The organism is Pseudalkalibacillus salsuginis, from assembly GCF_021646685.1.
In the GTDB taxonomy this organism is placed as follows: Bacteria; Bacillota; Bacilli; order Bacillales; family Fictibacillaceae; genus Pseudalkalibacillus; species Pseudalkalibacillus salsuginis.
In genome coordinates this window covers 253452-275396 of sequence record NZ_JAKJHW010000005.1, presented here as the reverse complement: position 1 = coordinate 275396, position 21945 = coordinate 253452, and the positions used below count along the sequence as shown (strand labels likewise).

The 21945-nt window shown below is 44.8% G+C and carries 24 protein-coding genes; 3 read left to right on the top strand and 21 right to left on the bottom strand.

The genetic code is table 11. The features are described 5' to 3' along the window. Positions 1-223: 223 nt before the first annotated feature. From spoIID to L1611_RS14560, 16 genes are all read right to left on the bottom strand, one after another. Positions 224-1255, bottom strand: a complete 1032-nt coding sequence (spoIID, locus tag L1611_RS14635) for a stage II sporulation protein D (RefSeq protein ID WP_236314344.1) — start codon at positions 1253-1255, stop codon at positions 224-226. 271 nt (positions 1256-1526) lie between these two features. Then, positions 1527-2840 carry a UDP-N-acetylglucosamine 1-carboxyvinyltransferase gene (murA, locus tag L1611_RS14630; RefSeq protein WP_236314343.1) on the bottom strand — a complete coding sequence of 438 codons (1314 nt, stop codon included), beginning with the start codon at positions 2838-2840 and terminating at the stop codon, positions 1527-1529. Positions 2841-2870: 30 nt separating this feature from the next. Beyond that, positions 2871-3620 (bottom strand): YwmB family TATA-box binding protein, encoded by a 750-nt coding sequence (locus L1611_RS14625; protein ID WP_236314341.1) that lies wholly within the window; start codon positions 3618-3620, stop codon positions 2871-2873. A 136-nt stretch (positions 3621-3756) separates the two neighbouring features. Beyond that, positions 3757-3987 carry a DUF1146 family protein gene (locus L1611_RS14620; protein WP_225064822.1) on the bottom strand — a complete coding sequence of 77 codons (231 nt, stop codon included), beginning with the start codon at positions 3985-3987 and terminating at the stop codon, positions 3757-3759. A 395-nt stretch (positions 3988-4382) separates the two neighbouring features. Then, positions 4383-5873: an NADH-quinone oxidoreductase subunit NuoN gene (gene nuoN, locus L1611_RS14615; RefSeq protein WP_236314339.1), complete on the bottom strand. Its 1491-nt coding sequence runs from the start codon at positions 5871-5873 to the stop codon at positions 4383-4385. Continuing rightward, entirely contained in the window at positions 5870-7396 is a 1527-nt protein-coding gene (locus tag L1611_RS14610) for a complex I subunit 4 family protein (protein ID WP_236314337.1), read from the bottom strand. The genes nuoN and L1611_RS14610 overlap by 4 nt, the downstream gene beginning before the upstream one ends. After that, positions 7396-9252, bottom strand: a complete 1857-nt coding sequence (nuoL, locus tag L1611_RS14605; RefSeq protein WP_236314335.1) for an NADH-quinone oxidoreductase subunit L — start codon at positions 9250-9252, stop codon at positions 7396-7398. The genes L1611_RS14610 and nuoL overlap by 1 nt, the downstream gene beginning before the upstream one ends. A 15-nt stretch (positions 9253-9267) precedes the next feature. Then, on the bottom strand, positions 9268-9582 hold the full coding sequence (gene nuoK, locus L1611_RS14600; protein ID WP_236314333.1) for an NADH-quinone oxidoreductase subunit NuoK: 315 nt from the start codon (positions 9580-9582) through the stop codon (positions 9268-9270). Then, positions 9575-10096 (bottom strand): NADH-quinone oxidoreductase subunit J, encoded by a 522-nt coding sequence (locus L1611_RS14595; RefSeq protein ID WP_236314331.1) that lies wholly within the window; start codon positions 10094-10096, stop codon positions 9575-9577. The genes nuoK and L1611_RS14595 overlap by 8 nt, the downstream gene beginning before the upstream one ends. Beyond that, the gene (nuoI, locus tag L1611_RS14590) at positions 10093-10512 is read right to left on the bottom strand and encodes an NADH-quinone oxidoreductase subunit NuoI (RefSeq protein WP_236314329.1); all 420 of its coding nucleotides are present in this window, start codon (positions 10510-10512) and stop codon (positions 10093-10095) included. The genes L1611_RS14595 and nuoI overlap by 4 nt, the downstream gene beginning before the upstream one ends. Before the next feature lie 13 nt (positions 10513-10525). After that, the gene (nuoH, locus tag L1611_RS14585; RefSeq protein WP_236314327.1) at positions 10526-11527 is read right to left on the bottom strand and encodes an NADH-quinone oxidoreductase subunit NuoH; all 1002 of its coding nucleotides are present in this window, start codon (positions 11525-11527) and stop codon (positions 10526-10528) included. Further along, positions 11527-12627 (bottom strand): NADH-quinone oxidoreductase subunit D, encoded by a 1101-nt coding sequence (locus tag L1611_RS14580; protein WP_236314325.1) that lies wholly within the window; start codon positions 12625-12627, stop codon positions 11527-11529. The genes nuoH and L1611_RS14580 overlap by 1 nt, the downstream gene beginning before the upstream one ends. Before the next feature lie 3 nt (positions 12628-12630). Further along, positions 12631-13587, bottom strand: coding sequence for an NADH-quinone oxidoreductase subunit C (locus L1611_RS14575; protein WP_322972557.1), 957 nt, complete (start codon positions 13585-13587; stop codon positions 12631-12633). Continuing rightward, on the bottom strand, positions 13584-14102 hold the full coding sequence (locus L1611_RS14570) for a NuoB/complex I 20 kDa subunit family protein (protein ID WP_236314324.1): 519 nt from the start codon (positions 14100-14102) through the stop codon (positions 13584-13586). Before L1611_RS14570 ends, L1611_RS14575 begins: the two co-directional genes overlap by 4 nt. Next, positions 14093-14467: an NADH-quinone oxidoreductase subunit A gene (locus L1611_RS14565; protein WP_236314322.1), complete on the bottom strand. Its 375-nt coding sequence runs from the start codon at positions 14465-14467 to the stop codon at positions 14093-14095. Before L1611_RS14565 ends, L1611_RS14570 begins: the two co-directional genes overlap by 10 nt. A gap of 506 nt (positions 14468-14973) precedes the next feature. Continuing rightward, positions 14974-15303 (bottom strand): MerR family transcriptional regulator, encoded by a 330-nt coding sequence (locus L1611_RS14560; protein ID WP_236314320.1) that lies wholly within the window; start codon positions 15301-15303, stop codon positions 14974-14976. Positions 15304-15464: 161 nt separating this feature from the next. Between L1611_RS14560 and L1611_RS14555 the strand changes: the two genes are divergently transcribed. Genes L1611_RS14555 through L1611_RS14545 form a run of 3 tightly spaced genes read left to right on the top strand, consistent with a single transcriptional unit; the run spans position 15465 to position 16725 of the window. Next, positions 15465-15836, top strand: coding sequence for a CidA/LrgA family protein (locus L1611_RS14555; RefSeq protein ID WP_236314318.1), 372 nt, complete (start codon positions 15465-15467; stop codon positions 15834-15836). After that, a complete protein-coding gene (locus tag L1611_RS14550) occupies positions 15833-16525 on the top strand; it encodes an LrgB family protein (protein ID WP_236314316.1) in 693 nt (230 codons plus the stop codon). Before L1611_RS14555 ends, L1611_RS14550 begins: the two co-directional genes overlap by 4 nt. A 14-nt stretch (positions 16526-16539) precedes the next feature. After that, the gene (locus tag L1611_RS14545; RefSeq protein WP_236314314.1) at positions 16540-16725 is read left to right on the top strand and encodes a Fur-regulated basic protein FbpA; all 186 of its coding nucleotides are present in this window, start codon (positions 16540-16542) and stop codon (positions 16723-16725) included. 113 nt (positions 16726-16838) lie between these two features. On the opposite strand, the gene L1611_RS14540 is transcribed toward L1611_RS14545, so the two are convergent. From L1611_RS14540 to atpD, 5 genes are all read right to left on the bottom strand, one after another. Next, the gene (locus tag L1611_RS14540; protein WP_236314312.1) at positions 16839-17366 is read right to left on the bottom strand and encodes a chromate transporter; all 528 of its coding nucleotides are present in this window, start codon (positions 17364-17366) and stop codon (positions 16839-16841) included. Further along, positions 17363-17968 carry a chromate transporter gene (locus L1611_RS14535; RefSeq protein WP_236314310.1) on the bottom strand — a complete coding sequence of 202 codons (606 nt, stop codon included), beginning with the start codon at positions 17966-17968 and terminating at the stop codon, positions 17363-17365. The genes L1611_RS14540 and L1611_RS14535 overlap by 4 nt, the downstream gene beginning before the upstream one ends. Next, a complete protein-coding gene (locus tag L1611_RS14530) occupies positions 17965-19575 on the bottom strand; it encodes a gamma-glutamyltransferase family protein (RefSeq protein ID WP_236314308.1) in 1611 nt (536 codons plus the stop codon). The genes L1611_RS14535 and L1611_RS14530 overlap by 4 nt, the downstream gene beginning before the upstream one ends. A 508-nt stretch (positions 19576-20083) precedes the next feature. Then, entirely contained in the window at positions 20084-20488 is a 405-nt protein-coding gene (locus L1611_RS14525; protein WP_236314306.1) for a F0F1 ATP synthase subunit epsilon, read from the bottom strand. 42 nt (positions 20489-20530) lie between these two features. Beyond that, positions 20531-21934 carry a F0F1 ATP synthase subunit beta gene (gene atpD / locus L1611_RS14520; RefSeq protein ID WP_236314304.1) on the bottom strand — a complete coding sequence of 468 codons (1404 nt, stop codon included), beginning with the start codon at positions 21932-21934 and terminating at the stop codon, positions 20531-20533. Positions 21935-21945 lie beyond the last annotated feature (11 nt).

The following is a 21945-nucleotide window of genomic DNA, read 5'->3' as shown; positions in this document are numbered from 1 at the left end:
TCTGAATATTATTTCGACAAACTGGGGAAAGTAACAAGTTGTTTTGGTAATATAGGGCATAAAAAAAACAAAAAAGCCACTGTCATCATGGACAGCAGCATACTAGTAAAGTGTACCAGGCACCGAATAGAAACCCTTACACAGCAAGACTTCTTAAACGGTGCCTGGTACACTTTCAAAGTCCTTGCTACATAAGGGATTCAAAATGGTGCCTGGCACGGACTTAGTTGGTGGCGGTGAGTTTGCTTGTGTAGGCTTTGGTGTCGGTTATTTCAACGCCGTTGTAATAGTGTTTGATTATTTCGTTATAGTTGTTGCCTTCGTGTGCCATCCCGTTGGCGCCATATTGGCTCATACCGACACCATGGCCATACCCGCGAGTCTGGAAGATTACTTCATCATTCTTCCTTAGAATCGTAAAATCAGAGGATTTCAGGTTCAGGGCGACTCGAATATCTTTTCCGCTCAGCTTTTTACCGTTGATTTCAATCTGATCAATGTAGTTTCCTTTTGTCCTGCCCAACACTTTCCCGACTTCTCCATCTTCACCACTCAATTTAACTTTCAGCTTCGATTCCACGACATCGACCGGGAAGGATTGTTGGTGGAAGTACTTCGGTGAATCTTTATCCCACGGGCTTTCGACGCTTCGTAAATACGGAAAGGAACTTGACCAATAATCCTCGGAGTTTTGCGTAAATCCATTGCTTGTTGAAAAGAATAATGCATCGATCGGTCTTCCATCATATATGATGATTTTACCTTCTGTTTCTTTGACTGCCTGAGTGATTTTCTTGATTTTCCAATCGTAATCCTTCCCCCACACCTTCTTTAAGTCCTGATCATTTTTATACACTTGGTGAATGACAGCATCGGTGACATCAGCCCCCTCTGGAAGATTCATATCCGCTGGGTTGAGGAGCATTTTGATGATATACGTTCTCGCTGTCAATGCTTGCGCCTTCAATGCCTCCATTTCAAAATGTGCTGGCATTTCAGCAGCGACGACTCCTTTTACATATTGCTCTAGTGGTAATGTCTCGATTTTTTTTGCATTCGTTTTATAGACGGAAACATCGACTTCTGAATTTAAAACGATTGGCGTATCGCTTTCCACCTTTTCCATTTTGCCAGTTGAAGCATTTTGGTCATTACCTTTAAAGGGAATGACGATCAGACTAGGGAGTAAAAGTATGAATGTAAGTAGTCCAATTAGAAAAAGATAAAAAGGTGTCCCAAATCGGATTTGGTTCATTGGCAGCCCCCCATTTCAACAGTTATAGTATAGCCTATGGGCTTGGACAACCTTTTAGAACCGAAGAACATTCCCACTGAATATGTATAATGGACACCTCTATAGCTTGATGAAATAAAACCCGAATCCAAGTTCCGAAACCGATCACTTTGGCGGAACATCACTCGATATTGTCTCCCCACATCCGTGAACCACTGATTCGCACTAGCACAGTCTGAGAACCAAAAAAGCCGTCTCCGTTTGGAAGACGACTTTCCTATAAGTAAATAAATTATGCCTTTGCTTTTAAGTTCTGAGTAGTATTTTTAGTTGTAATCGTATCTGTTTCTTCTTTCACGCGCTCCACGTCAGCACCAAGTGAGGCTAATTTTCCGGCAAAATCAACGTATCCGCGATCTAAATGTTGTAGTTCTGTTACTCTTGTGTATCCGTCTGCAATCAGTCCTGCTAAGATCAGCGCTGCACCAGCACGTAAATCTGTCGCTGCTACCTCAGCCCCTTGTAGCTGGACTGGGCCATTGACTATGGCAGAACGCCCTTCGATTTTAATATTTCCATTCATACGGCGGAATTCTTCCACGTGCATGAAACGATTTTCAAAAACGGTTTCTGTAATGACACTAGTACCATTGGCTGCCAATAAAAGAGCCATCATCTGTGACTGAAGATCCGTTGGGAATCCTGGGTGTGGCATCGTTTTGATATCCACTGGCTTCAACGTTTCGGGTCCGATGACCCGAACGCCTTTTTCTGAATCAGAAATCGTGACGCCCATTTCCTGGAGCTTAGCCACTAGTGGTGTCAAGTGATCATTTTGAGCATTTTCGATTGTGACATCACCGCCAGTTATTGCAGCAGCCACCATGAATGTACCTGCTTCAATACGATCTGCAATGACCTGATGTTCGGCGCCATGCATTTCATCTACACCTTCGATTCGAAGTGTGCCTGTACCAGCCCCGTAAACTTTCGCTCCCATTGCATTCAAATAATTCGCAAGACAAACGATTTCAGGTTCTTTTGCTACATTTTCGATAATGCTTGTGCCTTCTGCCAAAGCTGCAGCCATCATGATGTTTTCCGTTGCTCCTACACTCGGAAAATCCAAATAGATTTTAGCTCCTTGTAGTCGCCCTTCTTTTTTCGCTTCGATAAAACCATTACCGATTTTCACTTCGGCTCCCATAGCTTCAAAGCCTTTTAGATGCTGGTCAATCGGGCGTGATCCGATTGCACAACCTCCGGGTAAAGCAATTCTTGCGATTCCAACTCTTGCAAGTAACGGACCCATCACTAGGAATGATGCTCTCATTTTACGAACATATTCAAATGGTGCTTCTGTCTTCAATGGGTGTGTAGCATCTACTTTTATCTGATTATTTGAGTATTCTGCGCCAATATTCAAGTGGCGAAGAACTTCATTTATCGTATAAACATCGGCAAGTGCAGGCACTTCCGAAATAGTGCTTGTTCCTTTACTAGCTAGGATGGATGCTGCGATGACAGGCAGTACGGCATTTTTTGCCCCTTCCACTCTGACGGAGCCTTCTAACCGCCTACCACCACGGACGATGATTTTTTCCAAAATAATTCCCCTCCGCGTCCAATTTATATATTAATATTCAGTCGTTATTATCGGTGTTCCAATTGTTATGGTTGTCTTTCCGCCTATTCCGTTGTTCCGGAGTCCAATTTGCAGATTCATCCGCTGATGATCTGTCAGGATTGAAGGCTTCCATTTGTCAGTATATGCTGATAGGGACAGAAATGTCTCTTCGTCTAATGTCTCAATTATAGTTGCGTCAAATGACTGAATGAGTTGTTTCGCCAATTTTCGCAAAACAATATTCATCTTATCAGACTTTACACCTTTAACACAAGTATATATTTGCACATTCTCCCCTAAAAACAGACGGACTTTATTCCTATATTCAGGCTTGAAAGCATTCCATATTCCGGGATCCCAGGCCTCCCCCTTGACGTCATATATAACGTACGCCATATACCGGTTTTTGTGGGGGTAAGCAAACACGGAAACCTTCTCTTCGATACCATATTGATTCGTATAGCGCCCGGAAACCCTCCAATGTTCATTTTCTTCGGAAATCGTCTCCCACCGGAAGTTTGGCGATTTTGCCTGCAGGCTTTCTACTAACAATACATACCCACTAAAATCTGATACAAAACCAAACTTATTTTTACCATAAAAGGACCAGTTCTCGATCGATATGCCTGACTGCTCCATAACGCGGGTTATGTCCATCAGTTCTTGATCAGACCATGTGGATTGTTTTGCCTCAGCACCTGAAAAACATGCTAGCAAAATCGTCAACGCCATTCCGAATAGTTTAAATCTTGTTTTCATAACTTCCCACTCCTCTCCTCATTACAATTGTTGCCATGAGAGAGAGGCTCATACATGGAAGATGTAGTCAAGATGCGACAAAAGCCTGTACCCTTATAATCGACATTCTTCATATGTAAGGATATTTCTGTCTGACTTAAAACAGATATTTCAGCTGGGTCGACCACGAAAGATAACTCATAAAAAACGAAGTAAGGAGTGATGCAAGTGCGATGGTCAGTAAGATCATCAACAATTGGGCTTGCACGACTCGACCGCTTTTTATGAATCTTTCAAAATTCAATGCCTGCAAAGCCCACCAGGAAACCGCAAGGAAAACGATATTAACGATGATATTCAGCAAAGCTTGTGTTCCAAATGGGTGCATAGACGTCAGACCTCCAATAAATACTACCTCGTAAATCTTTCGACAGGATTTTCCCTTTTCCTTCATATTTCCTGTTTTTAATTACAAAATACATCTTTAGTCCTAGATATTTACCTATTTCCCGCGCAATATTCGACATTTCCTTCATTGGATAGACATCCAGTGTGGCTTTGAAGAGGAGACTATCAAGCTGCTTAACGAAGAAAATGCACCCATATTAAAAAGAATTGCGCGGTTTTCCAAAGGGGATTGCGCCCGCAACTTTATTATTGCACGATACCAAGCTTAATTGCATCGGTAGAATGGTAATTGCATTATATCACAACTGTAGACTTCCATCCCACACAAAAAAAGAGCGAACCTCAAAAGGTACGCTCTTCCTCTTTAATTATCGTTTACTTAATAAACAACTCGTTCATATCAAATTCCTGGAAGAAGTCGTAAGCTGCTCCAGGATAAATACCGAAAAAGATAGTGCCAGCCCCACAGATGATCATCACAATTAAAAGTCCGATAGATGGAAGGAGACGATCAACTTCCCCTTTGCGGAAAAAGATCTGGACAAGGATATTGAAATAATAAACGTATGAAATGACAGTTGTTGCAATCATGACTGATGCTAAAACATAGTGACCGGTGCCAAGGGAACTCATGAATATCCCGAACTTCCCGATGAACCCTGCAGTAAAAGGCAGCCCAGCAAGCGACAGGATAAATACAGCCATCATGACCGCGACCCATGGTGCACGTTTATAAAGTCCGGAAAATGCAGTAAAATCCTCAGATCTTTCCTTTTCTGTCACGAATTGAATGACAGCGAACGCTCCAATATTCATCAATAAGTAGGCGAGCAGATAGAACCAGGTCATTTTAAAAACAAGCAATGACAAGGACACGAATGGCACAAGTACATAACCGGCATGAGCTATACTAGAGTAAGCAAACATGCGCTTAATGTTCCTTTGTCTCAAGGCAACGACGTTTCCAACCACCATCGTAACGCCAGCAATGACTGCAATGTATGGTTGCAGCTCCAGAATGATGGCATTATGCCAGCCCTGGACTGACAAGAACGTGATCAGAAACATTTTTAAAATCAGGGCAAATCCAGCTGACTTCGATACGACACTTAAGAAGGCCGTAACCGGTGTTGCTGAGCCTTGATAGACGTCAGGTGCCCACATGTGGAATGGAGCAGCTGCGATTTTAAAAGCGAGACCGACGAGCAGCATAACGAATGCCATCACCAGAAGGAAAGCATTCTGCTCCACAGCCGGATTTGTCAACGCTTCACTGATTTCATACAGGTTGGTCGATCCTGTGAGCCCATAGATATAGCTCATTCCAAATAGCGTAATGGCTGTAGCAATACCCCCATTAACAACATATTTGAAGGCAGCTTCATTCGAATGAAGGTTGTTTTTACGGATTCCCGCTAATATATAGGAAGAAATCGACAGCAATTCCAGACCTACGAACAATGTGATAAGATCGGCACTTGAAGCCATCATCATCGCACCGAGCAATGCTGTCAGTAAGAGATAGAAGAATTCCCCTCTGAACTCCCATTCCCTCTCCCCTTCATAATCAATGGCCAATAATAAAATCAGGCCAGTCGCCACAAGAAAAAGCAGTTTGAATGCGAGCGCGAACGCATCAAAGCGATACGTATCAAACAGGATGCTTGTCGGTTCAGTACCGATCTGCAAAACCGAGAAGACGATTGCAATGATTACACCGGCAATTCCTAGAAGGGCAAGCGGTTTACGGCTAGTTTTATTCGGCATGAACAAATCCATCAACGACAACAATGTCGCAACGATCAGAATCGTAAACTCAGGTGCCATGATTCCCCAGTCATAACTCAACAATTTTTCTAATGTCATACAACAGCCCCCCTGCCTGCCATCATGGCATTGATCGTAAGTTGAAGCATATCAGATAGGACTGCTGGATAAACGCCAATGAGAACAATCAATAAGGTCAATACTAATGCTGGAATCCATTCAACAAAACGAGCTTCTTTTATCTTTGTGAGTGGTTCTATCGTTTCCCCGAATGTAATGGCTAAAACAGCGCGGAGCATATAGACAGCTGTCAGAATAATCCCCAACGTTCCGATTGCTGCAAGAGCCGGCATGACTTTGAACAATCCGAGGAATGCCATGAATTCACTGACAAACCCGGACATTCCAGGCAAGCCGAGTGAAGCCAGGCCACCTGCCAATAAAAATCCAGCGGTAATCGGCATGACTCTCGATATTCCACCCAGGTGGGTGATCAACGATGTTCCTGTACGTTGATACATGAGACCAACAAGGAAAAACAACAGTGCTGAAATCAATCCGTGGGAGATAACCTGGAACATCGCCCCTTGAACTCCCGCATCCGTCAAGCTTCCGAGCCCGATCAAGACGATCCCCATATGAGACACACTGGAATAGGCCAGGACTTTTTTGAAATCAATCTGGACAAATGCGATGAACGCACCGTATAGAAGATTGATGACACCGAGCAATGCAATCCAGAATGCAATTTTCTCAAACTCACCAGGGAAGAAACCGAGTCCAAACTGATAGAGGCCATAAGCACCGATCTTCAACAAGATACCTGAGTGGATCATGACAATCGATGGTGGTGCTTGGACGTGGACCTGCAACATCCAGGAATGCAACGGTACGATCGGTAATTTTACCCCTAATGCCACCAATAAAGCGATCAACAATCCAAGCCTGAAATTGTCTCCGATATACATTCGTTCAAGCATCTCAGGTGATTGGCTCAAAAAAGCTGATAGACCAGTGAAGTTCATTGTTCCCGTCTTCATATAAAGGATGATGAAGACGATCAATAGAATTGCTGAACCTAAACCGTTATAGATTAAAAAGCTGAACGCCGCTTTCTCTTTATCAAGATAACCCCACTTTCCGATCAGAAAGAATGTCGGGATCAAGGTAATCTCGAAAAAGATGAAGAAAAGCAATAAGTTTTGTGATGCGAATACACCAAGCATTCCGATTTCCAATAGAAGGAACAGCAAGAAATAGCCCTTTGTCTGATCCTTGATCCAGACCGAGGCGGCTGCTGCCAACGTCGAAACGATCGCAGTCAATAATAGAAGCAGCACGGACAAGCCATTGACGCCAAGTTCATAGCTGACAGTGAAATCTCCACCATTCTGCAATGATTGAAGATTGAAATCGATCCATTTGTGCTGCTCGATGAATTGTAATGTTTCTTTCGTGTTATCAAACCCGAAATAGACGATGAACGCCAAAGCTAGCGGCAAAAGGGTCGCTAAAAATCCAACGCCCTTGATGGCTGCCTCTTCTGCTTTCGGAACGAACAGCAGCACCAAAATACCGACGATCGGGGAGAAAACAAGTGCTGAAAGTAGAATAGAATCCATTACGTCAAGTACCCCCCTAACCAAGCAACGATAAGAAGCAAGACAGCCATCCCAGCGAATGCGACCGATCCATAAAGCTGCACCTGTCCGTTATGGGCTTTTGAGCTGGTTTTGCTGATCCAGCCGACAGCGCCCGTTACGAGCTGGATGACACCTTCGACTACGAAGCGATCGATATAATACCAGAAATAACTGAATCCCCTCGTTCCTTTTACGAAGCTGTAATCGTATGTTTCATCGATAAAATATTTGTTCAATAAAATGAAGTGGAAATCCGGTGAAGCTTCTGAGAGCCTCTTCACCTTTTTCTTCGCATAGACGAGCCACGCCATGAAGATTCCGAATAAGGAAACAACTGTGGCAACAATAGGAATCCACCAGTATGATTCATGGTGATGAATTTCTAAATAAGGATTCTGCGCAAGGTAGTCATCGAGTATCGGTGTCACCGGGGTATTGATATACCCAGCTATAACCGCCAATATCCCTAGTACAACCATCGGAAATACCATGACTCCTGGAGATTCCTGAACCTTCTTCACTTTTCCTTGGGACTCTCCTGTAAAGACAAGGAAAAACAGTCTGAACATATAAAAAGCTGTGAGGAATGTGGCGATGACTGCGATCCAGAATAACCCGAACCGGCCATCCGCATAGGTTGCAGCTAAAATTTCATCTTTGCTGAAGAAACCGGATAACAAAGGTACACCTGAAATCGCCATCGCACCGATTAAGAACAACGGCGCAGTCCACTTCATCTTTTTCCAAAGCCCGCCCATTTCATGGATGTTTTGTGTATGTACGGCGTGAATCACACTACCGGCGGCAAGGAACAAGAGCGCTTTGAAAAATGCATGTGTCGTCAAATGGAAGATCCCAGCGACATAACCGGAGGACCCTAAGGCCAGCATCATGTACCCTAGCTGGCTTACTGTAGAGTAGGCGAGTACCCGTTTGATATCAGCCTGCGCTAGTCCGATCGTTGCAGCAAAAATTGCTGTGAAGCCGCCGACAACAGCAACCGTCGTCAACGCTGCTTCCGATGCTTCAAATAACGGGAACATAGCAGCGACCAGGTACACCCCTGCCGCAACCATCGTTGCTGCATGGATCAAAGCCGATACCGGTGTAGGACCTTCCATCGCATCCGGTAACCACGTATGTAATGGGAATTGCCCCGATTTACCGATCGCCCCGACAAAAATCAAAATCGCAGTGAGCGTAATCCAGCCTTGTGAGATATCACCGGCTGTTACAGCATCAAAGATGGCATCCAGTTCAAAGCTTCCGACCTGCCAGAAAAGCAAAATTATCCCGATGAATAAGCCGACGTCCCCGATACGGGTCATGATGAAGGCTTTCTTCGCTGCTTCACGCGCTTCACTTTTATAAAAGTAATACCCGATCAGCAGGAAGGAGCCGACACCGACAAGTTCCCAGAAGATATAGAGCTGCAACAGGTTCGGGCTGATGACCAGACCAAGCATGGCAAAGGTGAATAAGCCAAGATAGGCAAAAAAGACAGGAAAGCGATCGTCATCATGCATATAGCCTTTTGAATACACTTGGATGAGAAAACTGACGAAAGAGACGATGACGAGCATGAGTGCATTCAACGGATTGATCTCATAACCGACCGTCAATACCGTATCTCCGATTGCCAGCCATTCAGCCGTTTGCTTTACAGATGCTCCTCCCCACTGCCCCATGAAAACGACGACAGATAGGATGAGTGAGCCTAATGTCAATAATGAGCCAACGACTGCGGATGCTTCTTTCAACCTACGACCAAACAATAAGAGAAGGACGAAGGATAGAAGTGGTAAAACAGGTATGAGCCAGATGATTGGGTTCATTGTCGATCCTCCTCCTTATCGTTTCATAATATCCATCTCATCTACGTTCACCGTTTTGCGGTTACGGTAAAGGGCGATCAGGATTGCCAGCCCAACCGCAGCTTCAGCAGCAGCGACGGTAATCGTAAACAAGGAAAAAATTTGTCCTGTAATACTTGGATTGATGCCATACTTCGCAAAGGCGATGAGGTTGATATTCACCGCATTCAGCATCAATTCGATGGAAATCAGAACGATGACAGCGTTCCGTTTTGTCAACGCTCCGAATAATCCAATACAAAAGAGGATCAGAGCAAGAACGAGATAAACGGATAATGGCACACTACTCATTGTCCTCTGCCCCCTTGTCTTCATCATCCCGTTTTGCCAATATGATCGCCCCGACGAGTGCGACGAGCAGCAAGACAGAGGTCAATTCAAATGGGATGACATATTTGGAATAAAGGGCGATTCCGATTTTTTCCGTATTATCGACATGCAAATCGGCCGCCTGTTCCCCAAAGCTTAAATCGTTGATTTGGAAGAACATGACGACGAAGAAGGCTACAATTCCTGTCAAAACCAGAATCATTCTCGGTACACCGATTTTCGTTTCAGTTTTATCATCGTGGCGAGTAAGCATGATTCCGAAGAGCATGATGATCGTTATTGCGCCCGAATAGATGAGAACCTGGACAAAGGCCACGAATTCCGCTGACAGCATCACGTATAATCCCGCGATCGACAGGAACGTAAAGACGAGGGCGATCACCATATGGACGACCTTCGTCAGGTTCAGCATGAGGATGCCGCTTCCGATTGCAACGAGTGCAAGAACAAAGAATAAGATCAATTCACCATTCATGCCTTATTCTCCTTTCTTACGTTCGTATCGTTTTCATCGAGCCATTCAAGGTTTTTGAAGAGCTCATCGCGGCTGTATTCTGCCAGTTCGAAGTTGTTTGTCATGACAATCGCTTCGGTCGGACAGACTTCTGTACAAAGGTCACACAGGATACAGATTTCAAAATTGATATCATACGTATCGATGATTTTCCCTTTTTTATTCGGATCAGGGTGTTTCTTACCTGTCAATTCGATACAGTCTGTCGGGCAGATGTTCGCACATTGGTTGCAGACGATGCATTTCTCCGGGTAAAACTTCTGGATTCCCCGAAAACGATCGGGCATCTCAAGCGGTTCATCCGGATACGAGTACGTCACATTCTGTTTCGTCATGTTTTTCAGTGTGTATTTTAACCCTTTTACGAGTCCTTTCATTGTAATCCCTCCGTTAGAACCAGATTTCCTTGATCACCGCGCTGATAAAAATGTTTAGCAGTGCTAACGGCAATAGTACTTTCCATCCGAATGACATGAGCTGATCGGCGCGCATACGTGGTAATGTGGCACGCAGCCAGATCAGGAAGAAAACGACCACGCTGAATTTAAGCGCGAACCAGATGATTCCTGGAATGAATTCAAGATACGGCACCGGATTCCATCCACCTAAGAAAAGGATTGTCGTAATCGATGCCATCGCGAACAAATAGACATATTCTGTAAGCATGAAGAACGCCCATCTGAATCCTGAATATTCGACATGATAACCCGCAACAAGCTCGGATTCTGCTTCCGGCAGGTCAAACGGTGTCCGGTTCAACTCTGCGACTGAAGCGATCATGAAGATCACGAACGCAAGCGGCTGGACGAATAAAAAGGCGATATTTTCTTGTGCCTCGACAATCTGGATCAAATTCAAACTTCCAGTAAGAAGGATGACTCCGATCACGGACATGACGAGAGGTACTTCATAGGAAATCATCTGGGCTGCCGAACGCATACCGCCTAACAGGGCGTATTTGTTATTTGACGCCCAACCGCCCATCAATACCCCGATTGTCGAGATACCGGATATCGCAATGTAATAAAGCAATCCGATCCCGATATCGGAAAACCGGAGAGATTCTGAGAACGGTATGACAGCAAGGACCATGAAAGCTGGTGCAAAGGCAATGACCGGCGCTAGCATGAACAACGGTCTGTCTGCCGCTTTCGGAATCGTATCTTCTTTCAATAAAAGCTTCAGGACATCGGCTACCGTCTGAAGCAATCCGAAAGGACCGCCAACACGGTTCGGGCCGATTCGGAGCTGCATGAACCCCATCACTTTACGTTCGGCTAAGATAGCATAGGTTACAAACCCAAGTACCATCATAAGTAAGCTTGCGCCGAGTCCGAAAAAGATCAGCGTGTTCGTCAGTGAAGGAGAGGAATAGAGCAATTCTTCGATCATCAGCCATCCACCTCCCCGAGTACGATGTCAATTCCGCCAAGGATGGTAATCAGGTTGGCGATGTTTTCACCTTGTAAAAGCTTCGGTAAGATCTGCAGGTTGTAGAAAGACGGTCTTCTGAACTTCAGACGATATGGTTCCTTCTTCCCCTGTGAGGCGATATAACAGCCGATTTCCCCTCTCGGCGATTCGATGCGGACATAGGTCTCACCTGCAGGCGGCTTGATGATCCTCGGAACCTTGGCCATGATTTCCCCTTCTTTTGGGAATTGCTCCACAGCCTGCTCGACGATTTTGAGCGACTCTTCGATTTCTGCCATACGGCACTTATAGCGTGACCAGGCATCTCCGCCCTCAAATACAGGAACATCGAAGTCGAAGCGGTCATAGATGGAATACGGCTCCTTTTTGCGAAGATCCCAATCCACCCCAGTACAGCGGAGGTTTGCACCACTTAGCGAATAAGACAACGCTTCTTGTTTCGTATACTTTCCGACACCACGAACACGGTTCAGGAAGATTTCGTTCCCGCTGACAAGGTCGTGGTACCCGGCAAGCTCTTTACGCATATGAGGGATAAATTCTTCAACTTTCTCGATCCATCCTTCCGGCGCGTCCCATTTCACCCCTCCGACACGCATATAATTGAACGTTAGACGTGCTCCAGAAATTTCGTTAAGTAAATTGATGATCATCTCCCGCTCCCTGAATGCATATAAGAACGGGCTCAATGCACCGATATCAAGTAAATATGTACCAAACCAGACCAGGTGGCTTGCGATCCGGCCTAACTCCATCACAAGAACACGCAGATACTCCGCACGCTCGGGAATTTCCATATCCATCATCGTCTCGACCGCATGACAGAGGATGTAGTTGTTCGTCATCGCTGAAAGATAGTCCATCCGATCCGTATATGGGATGATTTGGGTATATTGCAGGTCTTCAGCGAGTTTTTCAGTTCCACGGTGGAGGTAACCGATTACTGGTGTCGCTTCCTTGATGATTTCTCCATCGATTTTCAAAACGATCCGGAACACGCCATGGGTACTTGGATGCTGAGGCCCAACGTTAAGCAGCATTTCTTCTGTGCGAATCATGGGTCACACCTCCACATCGTATGGTTCATAGTCTTTTCGCATAGGGTATCCGACCCAATCATCGGGCATCAAAATCCGCGTTAAGTTCGGATGTCCGGTAAAACGGATCCCAAGTAGATCATAGGCTTCACGTTCAGGCCAATTTGCTCCAGGCCAGATTGGTGTCACCGAAGCAACCTCAGGATGGTCACGATCCAATTTCACTTTAACTGCAACCGGCTGGTTGTTTTTATACGAATAGAGATGGGCATAGACTTCCATATGCGTTTCAAAATCGGTCCCATGCAATTCACTTACATACTCAAAACTAAACTGTTCATTATGTTTTAGGAATTCTGCAAGTTTATAAAAGCTCTCCCGTTTGGCAACCAGGGTAGGGACATCCTTTGCAAGTCTGTTAATATAGGAATCTTCCAGGACATCTTCACCAAGATTACCTTTGATCGTCTTCACGTATTTATCCAGAAGGGGTTGGTTTGGTGATGGTGTTTCCTCAGCTGGTTCAGCAGGTTTTGCTCCTGCTCCTCCAGCCGCAGATTTCGCTTTTACAGCAGCGGCGGCTTTTGCTTTTGCGGCAGCAATCGCTTTCGCCTTTTCGTCGTCGCCCGCTCCGCCAGCAGATTTAGCTGCCTTGGCTTTAGCGGCAGCGGCGGCTTTTGCCTTGGCAGCAGCAATTGCCTTGGCTTTCTCATCATCAGATACACCCGCTCCACCAGAAGCTTTTGCTTTTGCAGCGGCAGCTGCCTTCGCTTTAGCAGCTGCGGCGGCTTTTGCCTTGGCAGCGGCTGCAGCTTTGGCTTTATCATCAGCTGATGCTGGAGTTTTTGGTTCTGCAGCCTCGGCTTCTTTTTCCGCTTTCTTCTCAGCAGCCTTGCGTTTTGCTTCTTCGACCGCTTTCCGCTTGGCTTCCGCCTTCTCTTCTTCCGTCATTTCGGAGAATGGCTTCTCTTGATCGCTCATTTATCTGTCACCCGCTTTCCGGTCTTAGCTTCATAGCGGATTTTCTCTTGCAGTTTATTAATTCCATAAATTAATGCTGCTGGGTTCGGTGGGCATCCTGGAATATAGACATCAACAGGGACAACCTGATCAACACCTTTAACTACCGCATACGATTTAATGTATGGACCGCCAGCGGTAGCACATGAACCCATGGCAATAACCCATTTCGGTTCTGGCATCTGATCGTATAGACGCTTTAAAACTGGAGCCATTTTTTTCGTTACTGTACCAGATACGATCATGACGTCAGATTGTCTTGGGGATGTACGGAAAAAGGATCCAAATCGATCCAAGTCGTAATGGGAGGCACCGGTTCCCATCATTTCAATCGCACAACAAGCTAACCCGAACGTGAGCGGCCAGAGGGAGTTGCTTCTCGCCCATGCCTTTACTTGTTCGAGTGTGACAAAAAAAACATTTTTTGAGAGCTCTTGACGTTCTTCTGGGGTGATCTGCTCCAATTTTACATCCATTTTAACACCTTCTTCTTCCACGCATAGAGAAGTCCAATCAACAACATGACAATAAAGATCGTCATTTCGATCAGCGCAAAGATTCCTAGCTTATCATAAGCGACAGCCCACGGGTATAAGAACACTGTTTCCACATCGAAAATGACGAACAGCAAGGCGAATATGTAGTAGCGGACGTTGTATTGAACCCAGCTTTGATGAAAGGGCTCTATACCACTTTCATAAGTTGTTTGTTTTTCCTTCGTCGGTTTTGCCGGCCGCAAAATCTTACCTGCAGTCAAAGCGACAATTGGTAAAAGGATGCCTAAAAGCAGGAACATCAAAACGACCAGGTAATTGTTTTGATACAAGTGATAGAGCTCCATATGTACCTCCCCATCTGTCTATTTATTTAAGGTCGATGTTAGAAATTTTTCAAAATTGTAATCGTTATCAATTATACCAAATACCAATTTTTGTGTCGACACGATGATGTATAGTTGATGTCCTGATTTTTCTTCAAAATAAAAGGAGCCGCCCCAAAAGCTATCGTGTCAGACACCGCAAACATACAGTTTGAACAAAAAATGTTGTTGGGAACGGTGAGAGTCAGAAACTTATGGGACAGCCCATTTCTTTATCTTATGCTCGATTGATTACTTTTATCTTACTATCTTGAAAGGTTTGTTTAAAGTGCCTTGCTAACATTTTATATCTATTAAGCTCTGTTAGTACCATTGCTGATTTCTGCGAAGTCATCTCCCTTTCGGTGCAAGCCTCGCTCGATCCTCTCTTCAGGGTCTCGCCATACTCGCTTTCCTGGAAGAAACATCGTATTTCGCTTTAATTAAACTTTAATGCTAATCAACAATATCATTTAACAGCTCTTTTATTATCTATTATTGGTGTTGCGAAAGTGCGCATTCAGCTGTCCGCGGATCATTTCTTCCCTCAATAAATCGTTTCTCTTTTTTTTCTCGGCTTTCATTTCCTTTTTTATTTCATTCGTTTGGACACCATCTTCTCGTTTATTCGCAATCTCCATAAGTGTTTCTACATCTGAAAATGAGTATTTACGCGTCCCTTTCGCTGTTCTTTCCGGAAAAATAAGCTTTCGTTCTTCATAATAACGGATCTGACGTTCACTCAATCCCGTCAGCTCCTTGACTACTCCGATCACAATCACCTTTCTATCCCTGTAAGAACCTTCATCAACAGACAATTTGCAATACCTCCTTTCCTTTACTATACCTTTTCTAACGGTCTATTCAAGATTTGTGTAAGATTTTCTTACATACCAGGGGAATTCTTTGTTATATTTTCTTACAGAATTGGTGAAATCCTATTTTACCCCCTATAAAATGGACCTAAAGATGTAAGGTGGTGTCCACAATAATTCAGTTCCTTTGGCAGTTCACGCTAATTTCATCCGCCTTATTCCTTGGTTCTCTCATCGTTACAATATTTCACCTGCCTTTGCCAGGCAGCATCGCTGGAATGTTTCTGCTTCTTATTCTTCTATTGACAGGGCTGATCAAGCTTGACTGGGTGGAAAAAGCAGCGAGTTTCCAGTTGCAACATATGACATTTTTGTTCATACCGCCTGTAATCAGCGCAATCGTATACATCCAGTTGATTGAAAAAGAACTATGGAAGCTGTTTTTGATTCTCGGCATAAGCAGTATTTCCATCATTCTAGCAACAGGTTTAGCTGTTGAATGGTATGAAAAATTTAGAAGGAGGCCAAAAAAATGACTGTTATTTTCGGAAAAATTTTGTTTACGACTTTGATCACTTATATTGCCTATTTGGGCGGGTTGAAGATTTATAAAAAATTCAATCGTAAAAGCTGGCTCAATCCTTTATATACGGTTTCACTTTTTCTCGTTTGTTTTCTTCCATTGTTACATGTCGATTATCAAAGCTATCAGGAGGGGGTGGATCTCTTTTCATTCTTGATGCAGACAGCGATTGTATCCCTAGCAATACCTTTGTTCAAACAGTGGCCGGTTTTGAAAAGGAATATCAAAAAGATCGGAATAGCGATCGTATTCGGAAGTTTGGCTGGCTTGACGACAACACTCGCACTTGCCGGACTGTTTAAAATCAAAGCCGAAATGATCGCTTCCCTTACACCGAAGGCCGCTACGTTACCAATCGCTTTGTCGGTTTCAGACAAAATCGGCGGTGAAGCTTCGTTGACTGTCTTGTTCGTACTGTCATCAGCAGTCTTTTCATTCATTTTCGGACCGAAAGTGCTGGAGCTTTTCAACATTACGAGTAAGGCAGCAAGAGGCCTGGCTATGGGGGCAGCTGCGCAGGCACTCGGTGCAAGCAAATGCCTGCAGTGGGGAGAAGAGGAAGGCGCAATGGGGAGCGTCGGTATGACAACGACCGCGATTTTCATATCCATTTTGATTCCTGTATCCATTTTATTTTTCTGAAGAGGGTGATGATAATGTCTGGTTACATTAGGAAAAGTTTGAATCGCGTAAAAGAATATTATATCAGCCAGCTCTTGAATGCCGGTCAGTACAAAATGAGCGATCGACAACTGTATGAACTGACCCTGAATGAGCTTGAAAGAGAATTTAAGATGATGCAATTAAGAGAAATGCACAAAAGAAAGTATGGGCAGTTATAGATATACAGAATGAATGGCGTTCCTGTCCTCACATCAGGGCGCCTGTTTTTGTTTTGTAAAATCAGCAGGTTCATACTATCAGACATGTGAAAAAAGAGCCCCTAAGAAAGGCTCTACAAAAAGATTCCACCGTATAAAAGCGCTCCGGCAATTACAAAGGCTGGATGGATCCGCATCCGCACCAGAAACAGATAGCTCGCGGCAACCAGGAGGATCGTCTGTAAAACTCCAGCGCCTTCATAAGAACTCACAAAAAACTGAAACGCCATCACACCAAGAAGGACAGCGATCGCCGGTCTGACCGTAATCGTCATCCGCTTCACTTTTTCGGAATCCTTGTACTTCATCAATACTTTTAATAGGATGATCATTAAAATGAGTGACGGTGCGACAGTTGCAAAAATCCCGACAATAGCACCGATCCAGCCACCCTGCGCATAGCCGATATAACCTGCCATTTTGGTTGCAATCGGGCCCGGCAAGGCGTTTCCAAGCGCTAAAACTTCACTGAATTCCTCCGTTGACATCCAACCGTATCGGTCGACGACCTCATTTTCGACTAAGGGAATCGATGCTGGTCCCCCGCCATACCCCAGGATACCAGGTATGAAGAACGCTAAAAAGATATGCCAGTAGATCATGATGCACCACTCGCCTTCTCATCCTCATTTTCAGATGAATCTCGTGTTCCGAACCAGGCATATAATAGAAGAATTCCGATGATGATTCCTGGATGAATACGGATAAACTCCATCAGAACGAGCGAGAGGAGGATGATCACTAATGCCTTCATCCAGCCCATGTCAGCCTTTGATTTTTTCGTAAATTGCCAGGTCAGTTGCGCGAGCATGAACCCGACGACTGGCACGACCGCCTTCGTCATCCCCTGTACCCATTCTTTGTCCTTGTACATGCTGAGCGTCGTCAATAACACGATCATCGCAACAATTGTAGGTAGAATCGTCGCTAACACAGCGTTGAACATTCCAAGGGGACCTGCGACACGGTAGCCGATATAACCGGCAAGTTTCGTAGCAATTGGGCCCGGCAATGTATTTCCGAGCGCCAGCAGATCACCGAATTCATCATCCGTAAACCAGCTGTAGTGCTCGACGACCTCTTTATGGACAAGCGGTATGGAAGACGGCCCGCCTCCGTATCCGAAAATCCCGACGCGGAAAAATGCGAGGAACAAGGCTAACTGACTTTTCGATTTTTTAGTTGAGCCCTCTCTCTTAGTCACCAAGCTGCCACACTACCATCCGTCCGTGATTCCGTTCCGCCAGAAAGCACACCTGTCTCTGGATCACGCCAAATGATCTGACCTCTCCCGAACGGACCGCCTTCCAGTGCGACCTGGATGTGATGTCCTTTTCGTGCAAGTGCCTGGGCAATATGATTCGGGAAACTCGGTTCTACCAATACTTTTCGCCCCTCTATCCATTGCCATCTAGGTGCATCAAGAGCTGTTTGAGGGTTCAAATGGAAATCGAGCGTGTTCATGATCACCTGTAAATGTCCTTGCGGCTGCATGAACCCTCCCATTACACCGAATGGACCGACTGGCTGATCTCCCTTGGTCAAAAAGCCTGGGATGATCGTGTGATAGGTTTTCTTTCCGCCTTCAAGACGATTGTCATGCTCTGGGTCCATGGAAAAATTATGCCCACGGTTTTGCAAAGCGATTCCTGTGCCAGGTACTACAAGGCCAGAGCCGAATCCCATGTAATTACTTTGAATGAATGAAACCATGTTGCCTTCTGAATCAGCCGTGGCAAGGTAAACGGTACCACCCTTTGAAGGGGCTCCTGATGATGGATCGATTGCTTTTTCACCAATCAACTTCCGACGTTCTTCAGCATAGGCGTCCGATAAAAGAGTTTCAGCTGTCGTTGTCATCGATTTCGATTCCGTTACATACTTGAGACCATCCATGAATGCCAGTTTGAGCGCTTCTATTTGTTTATGATACGTGTCTACGTCTTCCTTATGCGTATACTCGGAGTCTTTCATAAAGTTCAATGCCATCAACGCAATGATCCCCTGTCCGTTCGGAGGAATCTCCCAAACCTTGTACCCGCGATACTCTACACTTATCGGGTCAACCCATTCAGGTTTAAAGTCTGCTAGATCCTCTCTCCGTAAGAATCCATCGTATTTTTTGGAGAAAGCATCGATTTTATCAGCAATTTTTCCACGGTAAAATGATTCCGTATTTGTTTCAGCAAGTTCCCTTAAAGTCTGAGCGTGACCTTCTGAACGCCATAGGTCTCCAACTTCTGGTGCTTTGCCATCAGGCGCGAATGTATCAAACCAGTGCTTGAACTCATCATCAGTGAGTACAGACTTAAAATGATCCGCTGCTGCTTTCCAGAACTTCCCTAATGTCGGGGAGATGGGGTAACCTTTTTCCGCATATTCGATGGCCGGTTTTAATAATTCCTTAAACGACATCTTCCCGAAACGTTCTGATAATGCAGCCCATGCACTTGGTGCGCCTGGTACAGTGACAGGCGTCCATCCGTACTTCGGGATTTCATGGACTCCTCTTTCCTTCAGTAAATCTATGGAAATAGATTGAGGTGATGGCCCGCTTGCATTCAGTCCATGCAGCTTCCCTTTCGTCCAAACGAGCGCAAATGCATCCCCACCGATTCCATTTGATGTCGGCTCAACTACTGTCAAACAAGCTGCTGTTGCAATCGCTGCATCAACTGCATTGCCACCTTTTTTTAAAATATCCAGACCTGCTTGTGCAGCGAGTGGCTGCGAGGTCGCCACCATCCCATTTTTCGCGAATGTCGTCATTCTTTGTGATGGATAGGGGTTAAATAAATAGTCTTTCTCCATTGTCCTACACTCCTATCTTTATCTATACCTTCTAAAACTACTTCAACAAAGAACAGTAGACTCCTTTTAAACTTTGCCTGTTAAAGAAGTGGTGCAATTAAGGTCGATTGAGTGCAATTATAACGTATGGTTGTACAATTCATACGTTATCGGTGCAATTTATTTTTCCTTTCAGTCCTTTTGGTTAATTATTTTTATTTTGATGCAAATAAATCTCATTTCCGTGCAATTTATATTGATTTTGATGCAACTTCGATTGATTTCGGTGCAATTGTTATTAGACGTCCATTAAAATGACGAAAATCAACAGTTTGAATGGAAAAGGCTTGTGGTCATAGCTGCCGAAATAAAGAAAACTTGGTAAAGCCAAGCCTTAGTTGCACTACTTAGTTCGTAAACTTTTCTGCTACGCTGGTTAGATACATCGCTGATAAGTTATACTTTCTTAACGTATGAAAAAAATCCTCCCAGCCCCATAACAGAGCTGAAAGGATCCTTGTTTGCAAAATTATCTGCTTTTAATATTGATTCGATTCATTGCTCGGTTTAATGCTAGTTCCGCACGTTTGAAATCGATGTCATCTTGTTTTGTACCTTGCAGGCGTTTTTCTGCACGTTCTTTAGCGGCTTTTGCACGATCGACATCAATGTCGGACGCCATCTCCGCTGCTTGTGCGAGGATTGTCACCTGCTCTGGTCTTACTTCTATAAAACCACCGCTAACAGCCAAGATCTGTGTATTGTTGTCTTTTTCAACGCGTATTGCATTGATTTCCAACGGAGCAACAAGCGGAACGTGACCTGGCAGGATTCCAAGCTCACCGCTGGTGGCTTTTGCGCTGACCATTTCTGCGCCTGTTTCTTCATACACAGGGCCATCAGGGGTGACGACACTTACCGTGAATGTCTTCATGAAACCCCTCCTCGGGCCTTAATCATGTTAGGTTGAAACTTTTTAAGCCATTTGCTTGGCTTTTTCTAAAACTTCTTCAATACGTCCTACAAGACGGAATGCGTCCTCAGGAATATCATCATGCTTACCATCGAGGATTTGTTTGAATCCTTCAATCGTTTCCTTAACCGGAACATAAGATCCTTTTTGTCCAGTGAACTGTTCGGCCACATGGAAGTTTTGAGATAAGAAGAACTGGATACGACGTGCGCGTGATACAGTCAATTTGTCGTCGTCACTCAACTCATCCATACCAAGGATGGCGATGATATCTTGAAGCTCTTTGTAACGTTGAAGTGTCTGCTGAACTTGACGAGCAACATTGTAGTGCTCTTCTCCAACGATTTCAGGTGCAAGGGCACGAGAAGTTGAAGCAAGCGGGTCCACCGCAGGATAGATACCCATTTCAGAAAGCTTACGTTCAAGGTTCGTCGTTGCATCCAAGTGAGCAAATGTTGTTGCTGGTGCCGGGTCAGTGTAGTCATCGGCAGGTACGTAGATCGCCTGGATAGAAGTTACGGAACCTTTCTTTGTCGATGTGATCCGTTCTTGCAATTGACCCATTTCAGTCGCAAGTGTCGGCTGATAACCAACTGCTGAAGGCATACGTCCAAGAAGGGCAGATACCTCAGAACCGGCTTGTGTGAAACGGAAGATGTTATCGATGAAGAACAATACGTCTTGTCCTTGCTCATCACGGAAGTACTCCGCCATGGTCAATCCAGTTAAGGCAACACGTTGACGAGCTCCTGGTGGTTCGTTCATCTGACCGAATACCATCGCTGTCTTGTTGATGACCCCAGAGTCTTTCATTTCGTAGTAAAGGTCGTTTCCTTCACGAGTACGTTCTCCAACACCTGCGAAAACGGAGATACCACCGTGTTCTTGTGCGATGTTGTTGATTAGCTCCTGGATCAATACCGTCTTTCCTACACCTGCGCCTCCAAACAATCCGATCTTACCACCTTTTACGTATGGTGCAAGAAGGTCAACAACCTTGATTCCTGTTTCAAGAATCTCCGTTTTTGTTGTAAGCTCATCGAATTTCGGTGCTTCACGGTGAATCGGGTCGCGTTGAATACCTGATTGTAATTCCTCGTCAAGGTCGATCTTTTCACCCAATACGTTGAAAACACGGCCTAATGTTACGTCACCGACTGGAACTGATATCGGCGTTCCAGTGTCAAGTGCTTCCATTCCTCTAACGAGTCCGTCGGTGGAAGCCATCGCGACGGTACGAACAGTATCATCACCAAGGTGAAGTGAAACTTCAAGAGTCAAGTCGATATTCTTTTCTCCCTCAGTGCTTTGGACTTTAAGTGCATTATAAATCTCAGGCAGGTTCCCACTGTCGAATTGTACGTCGACAACCGGACCCATGACTTGAGTGATACGTCCTTTGTTCATGTTTTTCCCTC